Source organism: Roseivirga sp. (assembly GCF_049099775.1).
GTDB lineage: Bacteria > Bacteroidota > Bacteroidia > Cytophagales > Cyclobacteriaceae > Roseivirga.
The window spans coordinates 342,472-359,602 of the sequence record NZ_JAGDZM010000004.1 but is presented as its reverse complement, the minus strand read 5'-3'; the positions used below and the strand labels follow the sequence as shown (position 1 = coordinate 359,602).

At 39.2% G+C, this 17,131-nt stretch carries 13 protein-coding genes; 12 read left to right on the top strand and 1 reads right to left on the bottom strand.

The annotated features are described in order from the left end of the window. Nucleotides 1–113 precede the first annotated feature (113 nt). From JXQ92_RS06020 to JXQ92_RS06010, 3 genes are all read left to right on the top strand, one after another. Nucleotides 114–704, top strand: coding sequence for a DUF922 domain-containing protein (locus JXQ92_RS06020; protein ID WP_421985692.1), 591 nt, complete (start codon nt 114–116; stop codon nt 702–704). Between the two features lie 113 nt (nt 705–817). Next, the gene (locus JXQ92_RS06015) at nt 818–1,231 is read left to right on the top strand and encodes a (4Fe-4S)-binding protein (RefSeq protein WP_421985691.1); all 414 of its coding nucleotides are present in this window, start codon (nt 818–820) and stop codon (nt 1,229–1,231) included. A gap of 2 nt (nt 1,232–1,233) precedes the next feature. Further along, nucleotides 1,234–2,241, top strand: a complete 1,008-nt coding sequence (locus tag JXQ92_RS06010) for a LacI family DNA-binding transcriptional regulator (protein WP_421985690.1) — start codon at nt 1,234–1,236, stop codon at nt 2,239–2,241. A gap of 1 nt (nt 2,242) precedes the next feature. Here the strand turns inward: JXQ92_RS06010 and JXQ92_RS06005 are convergent, their stop codons facing one another. Next, complete coding sequence (locus JXQ92_RS06005) at nt 2,243–5,110, bottom strand: triple tyrosine motif-containing protein (RefSeq protein ID WP_421985689.1); 2,868 nt, start codon at nt 5,108–5,110, stop codon at nt 2,243–2,245. Between the two features lie 236 nt (nt 5,111–5,346). Here JXQ92_RS06005 and JXQ92_RS06000 point away from each other — a divergent pair, with 236 nt between their 5' ends. The 9 genes from JXQ92_RS06000 (at nt 5,347) to JXQ92_RS05960 (ending at nt 16,973) form a co-directional block, all read left to right on the top strand. Beyond that, nucleotides 5,347–6,759, top strand: a complete 1,413-nt coding sequence (locus JXQ92_RS06000) for a hypothetical protein (protein ID WP_421985688.1) — start codon at nt 5,347–5,349, stop codon at nt 6,757–6,759. 79 nt (nt 6,760–6,838) lie between these two features. Continuing rightward, the gene (locus tag JXQ92_RS05995; RefSeq protein WP_421985687.1) at nt 6,839–7,696 is read left to right on the top strand and encodes a glycoside hydrolase family 16 protein; all 858 of its coding nucleotides are present in this window, start codon (nt 6,839–6,841) and stop codon (nt 7,694–7,696) included. A 28-nt stretch (nt 7,697–7,724) separates the two neighbouring features. Beyond that, nucleotides 7,725–9,287, top strand: a complete 1,563-nt coding sequence (locus tag JXQ92_RS05990) for a sugar porter family MFS transporter (protein ID WP_421985686.1) — start codon at nt 7,725–7,727, stop codon at nt 9,285–9,287. Between the two features lie 50 nt (nt 9,288–9,337). After that, a complete protein-coding gene (locus JXQ92_RS05985; protein ID WP_421985685.1) occupies nt 9,338–10,579 on the top strand; it encodes a glycoside hydrolase family 16 protein in 1,242 nt (413 codons plus the stop codon). 8 nt (nt 10,580–10,587) lie between these two features. Next, nucleotides 10,588–11,397: a glycoside hydrolase family 16 protein gene (locus tag JXQ92_RS05980; protein WP_421985684.1), complete on the top strand. Its 810-nt coding sequence runs from the start codon at nt 10,588–10,590 to the stop codon at nt 11,395–11,397. 28 nt (nt 11,398–11,425) lie between these two features. Continuing rightward, the gene (locus JXQ92_RS05975; protein WP_421985683.1) at nt 11,426–13,024 is read left to right on the top strand and encodes a sodium:solute symporter; all 1,599 of its coding nucleotides are present in this window, start codon (nt 11,426–11,428) and stop codon (nt 13,022–13,024) included. Between the two features lies 1 nt (nt 13,025). Continuing rightward, nucleotides 13,026–14,018, top strand: coding sequence for a carbohydrate kinase family protein (locus JXQ92_RS05970; protein WP_421985682.1), 993 nt, complete (start codon nt 13,026–13,028; stop codon nt 14,016–14,018). Then, on the top strand, nt 14,015–14,692 hold the full coding sequence (gene pgmB, locus JXQ92_RS05965) for a beta-phosphoglucomutase (protein WP_421985681.1): 678 nt from the start codon (nt 14,015–14,017) through the stop codon (nt 14,690–14,692). Before JXQ92_RS05970 ends, pgmB begins: the two co-directional genes overlap by 4 nt. Beyond that, the gene (locus JXQ92_RS05960; RefSeq protein ID WP_421985680.1) at nt 14,670–16,973 is read left to right on the top strand and encodes a family 65 glycosyl hydrolase domain-containing protein; all 2,304 of its coding nucleotides are present in this window, start codon (nt 14,670–14,672) and stop codon (nt 16,971–16,973) included. The genes pgmB and JXQ92_RS05960 overlap by 23 nt, the downstream gene beginning before the upstream one ends. The last annotated feature ends 158 nt before the right edge of the window (nt 16,974–17,131 follow it).

Here is a 17,131-nt window from a genome sequence, read left to right as displayed (position 1 = left end):
AAAAGGTTTACTCTTTTTGAGAATACCTTGCTGTGATGTTTCTAAACATGATGATGATTTTCAGGGTATAATATTTTGCAACTTCCTGTATTTTAATTTGAAATCTTGAAGCAATGCGTGTTGATTTGTATATGCGCATTGGCATAAACACTGGGTTTATCATCTTTTTATTTTTCGTTTCAGTTCACAGTTGGGCACAAGAAGGTAACTTCCTGAAAGTTGACCCGAAGCAGTATGTTGTTTGGGACGAAAATAGACCGTTGACGTGGGATGACTATTTATTGGTAAAATCTGATTCGATTGATTTAGGGGTTACGGCGTTAACTGCCGTTACGCATTCCATACGTGGTGGCATAACTAAGGGGAAGCCCAATTTTCAAGTGTATGTGCTTTTTAAAAGAAGAAAGTCTTGGACAACAACTACAGATGACGATCAACTCTTTGAACATGAACGTTTACATTTTGACTTAGCCGAACTCTATGGTCGAAAACTTAGGAAACAGATTGAGGCTATGGGCAACCAAGGCATTACAAAACTATCTGAGTATCGAAAAAGCATTAAATTTTTACTATCAGAATTTAAAAGAAAATCTGCCTTATACGACCGAGAAACCTTTCATGGAGCCCTATCTGAAAAGCAGTTGGAATGGAGAAACTTCGTATCCTCTGAAATGCAACGTTTGCATAAATATAAATTCATATAAATATATGAAGAAGTATACATGTATATAAAATATGTACAAACAATTATCTTCACTTAAGTGTTTCTAATACTGAGGTTTTTGACTTAATTTCAATCCTAGACTTAAAAATAATTGTGGATCAGTCGGTAATCAAAGAATATTCTTCGGGAGACTTAACAGTAACATGGGAGGCCACCAAGTGCATTCACTCAGGCATTTGCCTAAGAGGCTTGCCAGAAGTTTTTGATTTAAAGGCAAGACCTTGGGTAAATGTAGAGGCAAGCGATTCCAAATCAATTGTCGATACTGTTCGTGACTGCCCTTCGAAAGCTTTAGCTATTAAAGGGGTTCGTTTTAAGGATACTCATACTAATCAAACTGATGTTACCTTAATAAATGGAGGTCCATTAATTATAAAGGGGGGAGCAACGATTCATCATCGTAAGAAAACCGAAGAAATAGCAGGCACCTTGTCATTCTGTAGATGTGGCCGTTCTGAAGGTTTTCCGTATTGTGATGGTTCTCATGCAAAACCCAAAGAGAAATAACTATGGCAATCACTATAAAAGATATCGCTACGGCACTGAAGATTTCACCCTCAACTGTTTCAAGAGCACTTAATGATCATCCAAACATAAGTGAAGAAACAAAAAAGGTTGTAGCTGAAAAGGCCAAAGAGATGAAGTACCAGACAAACTTCATTGCTGCTGGTTTGCGTACCAAGAAATCTAATTCCATTGGTATTTTGGTACCTCATATTACCAGTTCGTTTTTCGCTTCGGCTATAGACGGTATTCAAAAAGTCGTAACAGATCAGGGATACTTTACCATTATTTGTCAATCGAATGAAATTTATCACAACGAAGTTGATCAGATAAAGTCACTCTTGTCCTGTAAGGTAGAAGGAGTGATACTATCTATTTCAAGTGAAACAAATGACTACGAACACCTCGAAACACTAGAGGCATATGACACGCCTTTTGTGCTGTTCGACCGAGTTGCGCCTGGTTTTGATATGCCAACGGTGGAAGCAAATGATTTTACTGGTGGTTTTCAGGCGGTAGAACATTTGATTAAAAGAGGAAGAAAGCGAATAGCACATTTAGGTGGACCAGATAAACTCGGCATTAGTAAGCGTCGTTATGAAGGCTATCTTGAAGCCCTCAAAACATATGCTTATGAGATGAATGAGGATTTTGTTGTCTTTACAAATCCGGATGAAACACATGAAGGAATTATCGAGGATATGTTTAAAGATCCTAAGAATTCGCCTGACGCTTTGTTTACATTCAGTGATGAATTGGCGGTAGAGGCCATCTTGAAACTAAAGAAGATGGGCTTAAACGTACCGCGTGATGTCTCTGTAGTTGGCTTTGGAAATAGTAATCTTTGCGAAATTGTTGAGCCCCATTTGACTAGTGTTACACATGAACCCATAGAAATGGGGGAGGCTGCAGCCGAACTTCTCTTTAAAGTAATTCAAAAGCGTCATATTCCACCGCATTTGCGAAATAGAAAGTTTGATTCTAGAGTAATAATTCGAGATTCGTCGAGGTAAACTAAAACCTAAGAATAAAATCACTTAAGTTATTTTCTCGTTTTAACTCAAGCTTTTTCCTTACTCTGTACCGTCCAATTTCAACACCTCTAACTGATATGTTGAGTAGGTTGGCAATCTCTTTAGTACTTAAGTTCATTCTTATATAGGCACTAAAACGCAATTCTTGAGGTGTTAAACCTGGATAAGCTTCTTTTAAGCGGGTGATAAAGTTTCCATGCACTTGATCAAAATTGGATTGAAACTGATCCCACTGAGTGCCCGTAGATAAGTCCTTGTCAATTGACCTTACGATTCTGCTCAATTCTTTAACCAACTGTTTGTCTTCTTGCTCCTTGTTTAAGCTTTTAAGTGTGTTTTTTATTTGATTCAGCAGTTGATTCTTTTGAATAAGGTGCATTGCAGAAGATGTTAATGCTTGGCTTTTTAGCCCAATTTCTGTTTGTAATTTCTCGTTTCTGAGCCTAACAATCTCATCAGTGGACTTTTGAGTAATATCTTGGATTTTTGAGTCTCGTTGCTGAATTTCTTGGTTTTTAGAATCTTCAATAGCTTGAGTTTTCTTTTTATGCCTAGCATCCACTGTTTTGAAGCCGCTAAAAATCATTAGAAAAGCTGTTAGACCATAGAGGGTGTAAGCAAAGGTTGTTCTATGAATAGGAGGGGATACCCTAAAATAATAGCTTATAACGTCAGTTTCTTGATCGAAGATATTTCTTGCTCGAATCGAAAATGAATAATTGCCTTCTCTTAGGTTAGTATACTCTTTAAAATTAGAAGCTGTCCAGTCCGACCATTCATCTTGAAAGTTGTCGAGCTTATATTGGTAACTAATCTGCCCATCACTTTCAAAATGTGGTGCTGCAAACGAGAATTGAAAAGAGTTTTGTTTGTAAGAAAACGATGCTCTCGATGATTCACTTGCAAGGTTAGGGTGGCCATAATTCAAAATATTCTCCTCTACACCTGCATTCCTAATCTCTCTCAAAATAACATTGAAGTTGTTGTTTTTGATTTGATCCTTCTTTGGTGCATAATGAATAAAACCTTCTTTAGCTCCAATAAGAATGTTTTCGTCATCAAGTACTGATATATTGCCTAAATCATCATTCCACAAATTATTTACCTTATTGAATGATTTTGTTAAAAGCTCATAGCTAAAACTTCCTTTAGGTTTCAGTACACCAAGTTTATTGCGTTCTATAAAATAAATGTCGCCAAATTCATCGGCTTCCATATCAACAATAGAAGCATCTGCACCAACAAGCTCGTTAAGAGGCATAAGACTAGTAAAACTGTCACTAGAGGTATCATATTGAAAGAATCCTCTATCAGAAGTAAAAATCAGCTGATCATCAATTTTGAAGACGTTTATAAGGAGGTCTGAAGGGAAGCCGTTTTCACTGTTATATAACTTAACACTTTCTATCTCATCTCCAGATGGTGAGAATGTAAGCCTAAATGCCCCTTTATATCCTTGCGTTACCCAAAGGTCGTTTCCATCGAATTCCATAACCCGAGAAGACTCCTCGAAACCTTGAATTTTAACAAACTCATTTGTCCTTAAGTTAAATTTGTTGATGCCCAAATAGGTGCCAAGTAAAACTATGTCAGGATTATTAGGGTGCTGTTTAAATACCCACGCACCTTTTTCAGTGTGCAGAAATCTAGCTTTACCATTTACTATTTCAATGGGTCCATTATGATGCCCAATAAAGATGCGATTACTTAATTCTTGGATTGAGTAAACCTGACCTGAGGTTCCGGGAACAAGTTTGTAGATTTTTCTTTGTTCATCAAACTTGTATAGTCCATTATTTGTACCTAAAAAGACCCCTTGAGAAGTTTTTTTGGCAGCATATCCTGATCCACTCAAATTAAACCTATCGTCAATTCTGCTAAAACCTGAGTTTAAGTCAACTCTTGAAATGCCGTTATTAAGTGTTAGCCAAAGGTTGCCTTGTAAATCTTCATAGATGAAATTTACTGTACGATCTTTGAGTCCACTTGACTGATCAAACTGGTATATTAGCTGACCGGATTGGTCTATTACCAGTAGACCGCCGTTTTGAGTTCCTAAGCCAATTAAACCATTAGAAAGTCGAGTAGCAAAATTGACGATAAGCTGTGAAAGGTCAAGAGCCTTATCAATAGCCATTGATGAGAGGCTTCCGTCTTGATACATGTAAAGCCCATCTGAAAATGTGCTGATCAGCCAATTATCTTTGTCGTATCGGAAGATATTTGAAATCCGTTTGTCTTTGAAGAATTCTCCACCTGGAATTGGTGATAAAACTCCATTTATAAGCTTTGAAAGGCCTTTTTCCCATTCTTGAGTATAAAGCTCATTTTCGAATAAGAACGAGATTTCTAAGGAATAATCAGATGTTACGGCTTGGATATCCTTTCCATCGTATATAAATATTTCACTGAATGTACAGAAGTAGACTTTGTCTCCTATACCATATATTTTCCAAGTCTCATCAAAATCCCTTAAACTATTTTCGAGTGAGTCCGCAAGAGAGAAATAACCAAGTTCACCCTTTTCATCGGGCGCGAAATATCCAAAGTCTCTTTGAGACCCTACATATACTCTTTCATCTTTACCTATATAGATACTTCTAACCTTGGTTCTGTTTTTAACCGCATAATTTCTCCAACTATCACCGTCATATTCGAGCAGCCCTAGGTTATTAGCAACATATAGAAGTCCATTTTCATGCTGAACGATAGACCAGTTTTGTATACCACCTTGATAGGTATCAGGACCATAGTTCTTTATGAAAGGTAATCCCTGTATAGCGTTCTCCTGTCCCTTAATTGAGGGTATGGTGAGTAAAATGAAAATAAGGAAACAAGAGATTTTCACTATGATTTGCCTTAGTAGGTCCGCCTCATTTCTGTTATGCGTTGTAGTATACACTTTTTGACTTGTATAAATATGTGTAATCTAATAATGGTCAATATAAACGTTATTGTCTATTTATGCATACGATTGATGTAATATTGTAGTAGTTAATTTTGACCCCATGATGAGTTCTTGTAGTGGTTGTTTTTTTGTTTGGATGGAAATTCTACATGACATTAAGGAAAAAATAAAACGCTATGAAAAATAAAATTTTACTAGGCTTCCTTTCACTCGCCCTTGTTGTAGGCATTGCGGCATGTGATAACGGTAATGCTGATCCCGTGATTATCGATGGCCCGCCGGTTATCGAATCTTTAACTATTAATACTGGAACAACGGAAAACACCGACTTTTCGGCCACTGCTGTTGTGAATGATGGTGTGACAGGTAGTACTATTAGTACGTTGGCTACTGCTACATGGTCAATAAGTAGTAATGGTACAGTAATAAACTCTGGAACTGAATCATTGAGTGGCGATGCTGCTACTATCAATATTGCAGTATCTGGTGGTTTTGCTGTAGGTATTTATGATATTGATTTAGTTGTTTCAGATTCTAATGGCAACCAAAGTACCGAAACCGCTTCTTTTACTGTAGAATTGCCACTTCCTGATTTTGATATCTCAGGTGATTGGACTTTGGAACCAGTAGCTGGCGCTCTCAAAGTAGGCCCCGCACAGGGTAGCAATGCCTGGTGGCAAAGTGGTGCTGGAGACGTAACTGGTAGAGATTGCTTGTTTGATGATGTATATACGTTCACTGGTAATGCCACTGGTACATTCAGTGTTGACGTAGGAGATGCTACTTGGATAGAGCCTTGGCAAGGAATGGATCCTGAAGGCTGCGGTGCACCTGTTGCTCCTTTTGTAAGCTCTACTGATTTCACATATACTTATCAGAATAATCAATTGACTCTCGAAGGTGTAGGTGCAGCTGTTGGTCTTGTGAAAGCGCATAATGGCGTTGAACTTGGTAGTCCTGCAGATGCTCCCGCTCAAGTGACTTATGAAATTGCTGCTCAATCTCAAGAAGGGAATGTAAGAAGAATGACGCTTCAGATTTTTGCTGGAGGCGAAACGTGGTGGGAATTCCTTTTGATATCAGGTACTCCTGATGCTGTACCAATTGAGGTTGAAGGAACTTGGACGCTGGAGCCAGTTGCTGGTGCATTAGGCGTAGGACCTGGGCAAGGCGATGTTTCATGGTGGTCAAGCAGTAGTGATGATGTGTCAGGCCGTGCTTGCCTGTTTGATGATACTTATACTTTCAATGGTGGTAATTTCACAATGGGTATGGGTTCTGAAAGTTGGTTAGAGCCTTGGCAAGGAATGGACCCAGAGGGTTGTGGTAGCCTTGTAGCTCCTCATGACGGAATGGGTACTTATACTTACGAGTTGAGTGGTACTGACTTGAAACTTATCGGTCAAGGTGCTCATATGGGCTTAGCCAAAGTAACTAATGGTGTGGAACTAGGAGCTCCAGGCGATGCGCCAGCTGATGTAACTTACATCGTATCAGATTACTCTGATGACGGAACGAACAAAAGAATGACCGTTCAAATCTTTGCTGGTGGGGAAACTTGGTGGCAATTTAAATTGATAACTCAATAAAGACGCTCTTTTTAATTAGTGCTCGCTCTCACCGTGAAGTTCTTCATAGTGTAGGGCGGGTACTTTTTTATATCCGGCTATGAGATTTTCTAAAGAAATTTTCTTCCTGCTATTGCTATCAATAATGGTAGCTTGCGGAGATTCCGACGAAGGTGGACCAGTAGATAATGGTCCTGATGATAGTGTGAGCATTCCAACTTCAGGGTATACGAGTCCTACAAGCTATGCGAATAGAACTTTAGTTTGGTCTGATGAATTTGAATCTTCTAGTTTGAATCTTTCAGATTGGACGTATGAGATCGGAACGGGTTCCAATGGTTGGGGTAACAATGAACTTCAATACTATACTAATTCGAATACGTCCATGCAAGATGGTCATTTGGTGATCACGGCAAAAGAGCAGTCCTTGAACGGAAGTAACTATACTTCTTCTAGGATTGTAACAATGAACAAGCAAGACTTCCGGTATGGCAGAATTGACATTCGTGCTGCGCTGCCAGAAGGACAAGGAATTTGGCCTGCTTTATGGATGCTTGGTTCAAACTTTAATACGGTTGGATGGCCTGCTTCTGGCGAAATCGATATCATGGAGATGATTGGAGGTAGCGGCAGAGAAAGTACTGTGCATGGCACTGTCCACTGGGAAAATGATGGTCAACGTGCTCAGTTTGGAGGTGAAACCACACTTTCTTCTGGAACATTTCATGATCAATTTCATGTGTTTTCTATTGAATGGGACGCAAGCCAAATCAGGTGGTTAGTCAATGACCAACAATATCATGTAATAGATACTACACCTGCTCAGCTCAGTGAATTTAGAAACAGTTTTTTCTTTATTTTTAATTTGGCAGTAGGTGGAAATTGGCCTGGTAGCCCAAACAGTTCTACTACATTTCCCCAATATTTAATTGTAGATTACGTTCGGGTCTTTCAATAAGACCTGTTCGTTTACTTAACCTCTTCTTATGAAAAGTCAATCAGGATTTACCTACAAAGTTGCTGCTATTGTAGCTTTAGGTGGCCTATTAATGGGCTTCGATGCTTCCGTTATATCCGGCGTTAATAAATTTGTTCAGATAGAGTTTGATATGACCGACGCCCAGCTAGGGCTTTCAGTTGGTTCTCTAACTTTTATAGCGGCAGTAGCCATGCTTTTTTCTGGTACAATCAGTGATCGTTTTGGTCGCAGGGTTGTTCTTAAAGCTTGTGCCATCATATTCACTATTTCAGCAATCGGATCTGCTTTGGCTCCGAATTTCACCCTTTTCTTAGCCTTTAGAATGCTGGGCGGAATTGGCGTTGGTGCTTCACTTATTCTGGCACCAATGTATATAGCCGAAATAGCACCACCTAAGATTAGAGGAACAATGGTTTCTTTCAATCAACTGAATATCGTAGTAGGTATTTCTTTAGCATTCTTTACCAATTATTTAATTCTTTCTCTTGGCGACTCTGATGCTACATGGGTTGAAAGTTTAGGGATATCAGAGCATAATTGGCGATGGATGTTGGGCTTAGAAGCGCTGCCAGCCATATTATATTTCTTTGGCTTATATGCTGTGCCTAGAAGTCCTAGATGGCTTTTAATGAAAGAAGAACATGAAGAGGCTTTGAGAGTAATGAAGCTTTTTAGAAGTGAAGAAGAGGCAGTTGCAGACGCAAAAGCTGTTAGAGAGGCGTTGGCTTCTGATGAGGGTCAACAAAAAGCGCCATTAAGTGCTCTTTTCAAGCCTGCTATGGGGCTTGTTCTTACCATTGGATTAGTAGTCGGTATTCTTCAACAGATCACAGGAATTAACTCTGTGTTCTTTTATGCTCCAATGATTTTTGAGCAAACCGGTGGAGGAACAGATGCGGCCTTCCAGCAAGCAATTATTGTTGGGTTAGTAAATCTAGTATTTACCATAATTGCCATGATCTACATCGATAAACTGGGTAGAAAGAAACTGCTGTCTTTTGGTGTTGCAGGTATTGCCATATTCATGTTTTTAATCGCATTTGAGTTCAATAATGCCACATATGAATTGAAGCAAGAAAACCTAGCCAATCTTTCAGCCGAAATCGAATTAGCAAAACTAGATGGGATGGTAGGCAACACTTTTGAAAATGATGTAGTCTATAAAAAAGCACTTAGAGCAGCGTTGGGAGATGAGCAAGCTAAAATATACGAGTCTGAATTAATCACAGCAGCGATTGAAATGAATTCAACTTTGATCCTTATTGGGATTTTAGGTTTCATTGCTTCGTTTGCCATTTCACTTGGACCAGTCATGTGGGTGCTCTTTTCAGAACTGTTCCCGCTGTCTATAAAAGCGATTGCAATTTCTTTTGTTGGCTTTGTCAATTCAATGGTTAGTGCAGGTGTACAATCCGTTTTTCCATGGGAGCTTTCCACGTTAGGAAGTTCAATGACTTTCCTTATTTATGGTGTTTTTGCTGTTTTAGGATTCATTTTCATAATCTTGAAAGTGCCTGAAACAAAAGGGAAAAGCCTTGAAGAGCTAGAGAGTATTTTGATCAAAAAATAAAAAGACATGTCGTTAAGGCGTGTAGATTTTCATTGAGTAAAGTATTAAAAATGAAACTATATAAATCAGCTGCGCTGCTTGCTTTAGCAGTAATATTTTCTGGGTGCAATGCATCTTATGAATCAACCTCATCCGCAGTATCTAGTGATGATAGCTTTGTTGTCGAAGTCGAAAATTTTGTCGAGACAGAAGGTAGTCTAACAAAGGTGGAAAAAGGTGTTATAAACGAAACTGGAAGCAGCTGGGCTACTTTTAAAGTGGATGTTAATAGCGTCGGAAGGTACAAAGTCGAAGTAATTACAAAAGGAGAAGGAACTGTATGGGTAGAAGATTATTACGATAACCCAGATGGCCGAACTTATAATATTACAGGAGCTATTCAAGTCCAGAGCGATGGTTTTGTAGGTTCTTCTAAAGATGGCAGCCCTATGAACGAAGGCGTTCACAATATTAAAGTACATATGTCGGGCGATGGTCTTGAAGTTGACCGTGTTAATTTCACTAAAATGAGAGATCATGAGTATACGCCAGAGTCTTTAACACAAAACACTACTGGAGCTCAATGGGATTTAGTTTGGTCAGATGAATTTGATACAGACGGTGCTCCTGATGAATCAAAGTGGACTTATGATGTTGGTAACTGGGGATGGGGCAATAACGAACCTCAATACTATACTGACAATAGACGTGAAAATGCCCGTGTTGAAGACGGCAATCTAATAATTGAAGCGCGCAAAAACGATATGGGTCAGGAGTGGACTTCAGCTAGGTTAACCACACGTGGAAAAGTTAGCTTTCTATATGGTAAAATAGAATTTAGAGCAAAAGCGCCTTCAAAAGACGGTACGTGGGCAGCTGGCTGGTTGCTCGGTGATGAATATCGCGATGAATTATCTTGGCCCTACTGCGGAGAGATTGATGTACTTGAGTGTGTTGGAAGTGAAATAAATGATGAGACAGGCGCAGGAATCAATCATGCCTCTTGCCATACAAGAACTTATTACTTTAAAGAAGGTACACATATCACGGCAGTGAAAGAAATAGCTGACATGACCAATACCTATCATAATTACACCATTGAATGGACTCCTGAAGGAATTAAAGCATTCTTAGATGGAGAACATTACTACACTTATGATAAGACTGGTGATGAATTAGAATGGCCATTTTCTAAGCCACAAAACTTAATCCTGAACCTAGCGATGGGCGGAGGAATGGGTGGTGCCATCGATCCTTCAATTGAATCGCAACAATTCATAGTTGATTATGTGAGAGTATATGCTTTAAACTAGTCCTCCTCATGAAGTCAGTACTTTCTTTCGTTTTACTCTCATGCCTCATTTTCTTGAGCATATCATGTGCTGAAAAAAAATGGGAGTTGGTTTGGCAAGATGAATTTAATCAGGAAGTGTTAGATGGCTCAAAATGGACCACCTATGTAGGTGACGGTTGTCCTCAACTTTGTGGATTTGGCAATAATGAGCTTCAACACTATTCCAATCGACCGAAAAATGTAAGAATCGAAGAAGGCAAACTTATCGTTGAAGCCCATAATGATTCATTAGGAAAACGTGCTTACTCATCGGCAAAACTGGTTACAAAAAATAAAGCCAGTTGGAAGTACGGACGATTTGAAGTGAAGGCAAAAGTTCCTTCTGGTAAAGGCAATTGGCCTGCCATTTGGATGCTTCCAAATCAAAATAAATATGGAGGGTGGCCTAAAAGCGGTGAAATAGATATTATGGAAGCTGTGGGCTATGCGCCCGGAATGATCCACGGTACGGTACATACCCAATCATTCAACCATATGTACGGAACACAAAAAGGTGATTCAACACTTGTGACTGATTTCGATGAAGCATTTCATGTATATTCGGTCGAATGGTTTAAAGATCGAATTGACTTTTTTATTGATGGAGAACAATACCATCAGTTTAAAAATACTGGTGTAAATACTGATGATTGGCCTTTTGACCATCCTTTCTACCTTATTCTAAATATCGCTATAGGCGGTAGCTGGGGTGGTAAGCATGGTATTGCAAACGATATCTTTCCAAACCGTATGGAAATTGATTATGTTCGTGTATACGAGCTGGTCAACTCCAATTAACCATTTTTTTCAATCTTAAAATTCTTTCATGGTAGATTTAATTAGCCTCGATTATGTCATCATAGCTGGCTATTTCCTCCTTGTATTTGGTATAGCAGCATGGGCCACAATAAAGGAAAAAGTCAACACATCTTCTTCTGATTACTTTCTAGGCGGTAAAAATGTAGGCTGGTTCGTAATTGGAGCATCACTCTTTGCATCCAATATTGGCTCCGAACACCTTGTTGGACTGGCAGGTTCAGGCGCAAGTTCAGGCGTAGCTGTAGGTCAATTTGAAATACTTGCTGGTTTTATGCTACTACTTCTAGGTTGGGTATTTGTGCCTTTTTACGTTCGTAGTGGAGTGTTTACCATGCCGGAATTTTTGGAAAAAAGGTACTCTTCTGGTGCCAGAACTTATTTGACGTGGATTTCTATTGCGGCATATATTTTAACAAAAATATCTGTGACAATTGCCGCAGGCGCTATTGTATTTACCGCAATTGGTGTATCCTTCTGGACTGGGGCTCTCATTATTGTAGTTGCAACAGGAGTTTATACCATTTTTGGAGGACTCAAAGCAGTACTCTATACAGACATGATTCAGATGTTTGTATTAATAGGAGGGTCTATTGCCGTGACTGTTTACGGGTTGAATGCGCTAGGGGGCTGGGGCGAATTGAAAGCCACGGTTGGTGATAGCTATTTTGACATGTGGCAGCCGATGGATCACCCTGATTTTCCTTGGACTGGTATTCTCTTTGGAGCACCAATATTAGGAATATGGTATTGGTGTACAGACCAATATATTGTCCAAAGAGTTTTATCTGCTCGAAACATTGATCAGGCTAGAAAAGGAACAATTTTCGGAGGGTTCTTAAAAATGCTACCTCTCTTTTTATTCGTAGTCCCAGGTATTATAGCATACGCACTATCGCAGAAAGGTTTATTAGAGCTTGAAAGTAACGATCAATCATTAATAGTGATGGTTAAGGCCATGGTGCCCGCAGGAGTAAGAGGTTTAGTGATTGCTGGATTATTAGCTGCTTTGATGAGCTCATTATCTTCGGTATTTAATTCTTGTTCTACCATTTTTACTATAGATGTGTACAAAAGATGGAAGCCAGAAACTAGTGAGAAAAATTTAGTAAGAATCGGCCAGGTAGCTACCATAGTTATGGTTGGAATTGGTTTGGCTTGGATTCCATTCATGCAAAATGTAAGTGACTCGCTCTTTGTTTATCTACAAAGCGTTCAAGGATATATTTCACCACCAATTGCAGCAGTCTTCTTGTTAGGGATTTTCTTTAAAAGGCTTAATTCACAAGGTGCTATGGCATCTTTAATGACTGGGTTGGTCATAGGAACTACTCGATTCATTTTGGAACTGAATAAAGATTCACTATCAGGCTTTTTGTATGACTTTGCCGATATTAATTTCCTGCATTTTGCCATATTCCTTTTTGTAGTTTGTAGTGCAGTTTTAATTATTGTAAGTCTAATGACACCCGCTCCACCAGCCGAAAAGACAGATGGAATTACCTATGAAAGAGGAGTGCAAACGGAATCAGGGAAAAAGAGGTTGGATACTTTGCTAACTATCGTTCTTATTGCGATAATCGCAGCGCTTTGGATTTATTTCAGTTAGTATGAGCAAACATTATAAAGTAGCTGTTGTGGGGCCAATCCCACGTGACCATATCACTACCCACAAAGGAGAGGTGATTGAAAAATATGGATGCATAACCCATCCTGTTATTGGTCTTGCCCAATTATTAAAAGATTCGGGTACGGTTTATCCTATTTCTCATATTAGAAAAGTAGATACTCCACCTGTTGAGGAACTTTTCGCCCCATATCCGGCTATTAATACCTCTGGTGTTAGTGATGAAGCTGATAGTGGAGATGTGATAAAATTAAAATTCATCGATCAGAACTTTAGGGAAGAAAAGCAGACCGCTTTTATGAACCCTATTATGCCTAAAGATTTGGCACCATTTATTGATTGCGATGCATTCGTTTTTGTTCCAATTACTGATCATGAAATTGTACTCGATACACTTAAGTATTTAAAAGAACATAGCAACGGAACAATCATTTTCGATGGACATGGCCCTACACATACCATGACCATTAGTGGCGATCGGCATAAGAAGTTCTGGGTTGAAAGGGACTTATGGCTTCCGTATATCGATGTGCTTAAAATGAATTTAGAAGAATCATGGTGTACTTGGTATAAGCATGAGTACGCTGAAAGCGAATTGACGGATTTGTTAGATGATATTGGTCAAGCCCACTTAAGGCCGATGGCTGATTATATCCTAGATAAGGGCCCTAAAGCATTGATAATCACCACAGATTCTTCTGGTTGTAAAGTGTTTACGAAAGTGAACGGCGAGTTAAAAGAAGAGTTTGTGCCTTCCATTTACATGGAAAATGTTATCGACACTACCGGTTGCGGAGACTCGTTTGCCGGAGGCTTAGCTTATGGTTTGAAAGATGGAGGAGATAATTTTATACTATCCGCCATGTACGCCAATGCGCTAGGAGCACAAAGAACCCAAGGCACAACTTTTGAAGTTTTTAAATCCCTTGAAGAGACTGAGGAAATGATCCGAGGTCACTACCCAAATTTTAAATGAGTTTACCAAAAGCATGCATCTTTGATCTGGATGGCGTTATAGTTGACACTGTACCAGCACACTACACTGCCTGGAAGGCCATGGCCGACGAAGTAGGTGTTCCTTTCGACGAAAAGGAGAACGAAAATCTAAAGGGTGTGAGTCGTTTCGATTCGATGAAGCATATCCTGTCATTAGGTAATATTGAAAAATCAGATGAGGAAATACAGGCATATACAGAGCGTAAAAACTCCATCTATGTTGATATTATTTCCAGTATGACACCTAGTGATATTTTGCCAGGGGTTATTGATTTTATAGATACCCTAGAAGCCAATGATATTGCAATTGCTATTGGATCAGCAAGTAAAAATACCCCCCAAATATTAAAATGTGTTGGCTTAGATAAAGTATTCAAAGTCATTGTGGATGGTAACCAAATCACTAAATCCAAGCCTAATCCAGAAGTATTTCTAAAAGGGGCAGAGCGTCTAGGTTTTCAACCTAAAGAATGCGTCGTTTTAGAAGATGCTATTTCTGGCGTAAAAGCAGCAAAAGATGGAGGGATGAAATGCATTGGCGTTGGCTCTCCTGAAGTATTAAGTCAGGCCGATATTGTGGTCGATGATTTAACTAACGTAGATATTGATTTCTTAAAAGCATTATACAGTAATGAAGAATTACATCAAGCATGACCCTTGGTCGATAATAGAAGAGGGTTTCGTTCCTGAATACAACGAGATTTCGGAAAGTATTTTTAGTATAGGTAACGGAATGTTCGGTGGCCGAGCCAATTTTGAAGAACAGTATTCTGGTGCTACACTTCAGGGAAATTATGTGGCAGGTGTATACTATCCTGATAAGACAAGGGTAGGCTGGTGGAAAAATGGATATCCAGAATACTTTGCAAAAGTATTGAATGCTGCCAATTGGATAGGAATTAACATTGAGTTTGATGGAGAAACATTAGACTTACACTCGGCAGAAGTTACCAAGTTCCGTAGAGAACTTAATATGAAAGAAGGCTACTTGCAGAGGGCATTTACGGCCACTTTGCCAAGTGGGAAATCTGTGGAAGTAGTTACAACAAGGTTTAATAGCATGGTTCGTAATAGAATTGGAGCAATTGCCTATCAAGTCACACCGCTTAACTTCTCAGGAGAAGCGAAGATCACTCCTTATGTAGATTTTGATGTGGTGAATGCAGATTCTAATTATGATGAGAAGTTCTGGGTAGAACAGAAAAAAGATGCCAATGCAGACTTCTCTTATATAGTGGCAAGCACCAAGAAAACAGATTTTTGGGTAGCTACGGGAATGAGCTTTAATATTGGTGGAGAATGGTCTGGAAATGGAAGAACAACTGCCCACAAAGAGAAATACGTTGAGGTAAGCGAAAAAGGTAATGTTACTGAAGGTAAGCCCTTTACCATTTACAAATATGCCGCGAATATATCGTCAATGAACTTCGAAAAGGACACTTTGGCGGCAGAGTGTAGTGATCAAGTTTCAGCAGCTATGGCAACTGGTTTCGATGCGCTGATGGATGAGCAGAAAGCGGCTTGGGCTGAAAACTGGAAAATGAGTGACATCACCATTGAGGGAGACGTTTCTTCTCAGCAAGGTATTCGCTTTAATATATTTCAGCTTAACCAGACCTATACTGGAAAAGACGAGAGATTAAATATTGGGCCCAAAGGATTTACTGGCGAAAAGTACGGAGGAAGCACTTATTGGGACACAGAAGCATACTGTTTACCGTTTTATCTAGCCACTTCCGATAGAGAAGTAGCGAGAAATTTGGTAATGTATCGCTATAAGCATCTAGGTAGAGCTATCGAAAATGCTGAAAAACTAGGTTTCACCAGTGGTGCTGCACTTTATCCGATGGTAACCATGAATGGTGAAGAATGTCATAACGAATGGGAAATTACGTTCGAAGAAATTCACCGTAATGGAGCAATAGCGTATGCCATATATGATTACATCAACTATCATGGAGACAATCATTACTTGGTTGACTATGGTCTAGAAGTACTCATTGCTATCTCCAGATTTTGGTCCCAAAGAGTACAATGGTCAAAGGCTAAGAACCAATACGTTATGCTTGGCGTAACGGGACCAAACGAGTACGAAAACAACGTCAACAACAACTGGTATACTAGTAAAATGGCTTTGTGGACACTCAAGTATACACTGGAAGGTTTAGAAACTTTCAAAGATGACCCCAAGCTTTCTACATTGCTCGAAAAGCTAAACTTTGATAAAGAAGAAGAAACCACAAAATGGAATCACATTCTCGATCATATGTATTTAGGGTACGATGAAAAATTGGGTGTTTTTCTGCAGCAAGATGGTTTCTTGGATAAAGAATTGATCAAAACTGATGATATGGCACCTGAAGACAGGCCAATTAATCAAAAGTGGTCATGGGACAGAATCTTGCGCTCTTGTTACATTAAACAAGCCGATACACTCCAAGGAGTATATCTTTTTGAAGATGAGTTTGATCTAGAAACTATCGAAAGGAATTTCGATTTTTACGAGCCTTTAACCGTTCATGAATCATCTCTATCACCATGCGTACATGGTATTTTAGCATCTAAGTTAGGTCGTAAAGACAAAGCTTATGAGATGTATATTAGAACAGCTCGTTTGGATTTAGATGACTATAACAACGATACAGAAGACGGTTGCCATACAACCTCTATGGCGGGTACTTGGATGGCGTTTGCTAAAGGTTTTGCAGGAATGAGGGTAAGAAATGGAGAGTTATATTTTAGTCCTTCGTTGCCTGATGAATGGGATGCTTACTCTTTCAAAATCAAGTTCAGAGAACGCAACCTCAAGATATCGGCTACTAAAACCAATGTTACCATCAAGAATGCTTCAGATGAGTCATTGAGCCTATTTATTTATGATAATGCCCAGCTAATCGAGGCCAATTCGGAAGTTACAGTTGCCATTGTCGAATAACTGATTGTCAAAATGATTTTGAACCCGCTACCATAAGGTATGCGGGTTTTTTATTGCTTGATTATGTAGGCGATAACCTTTAGCATTACGTGTTAGTTAAGTCGTCAGAATTGATGGGTTAAAGTCTATTACGATCGTTAGATAAAACGATCGCTGAT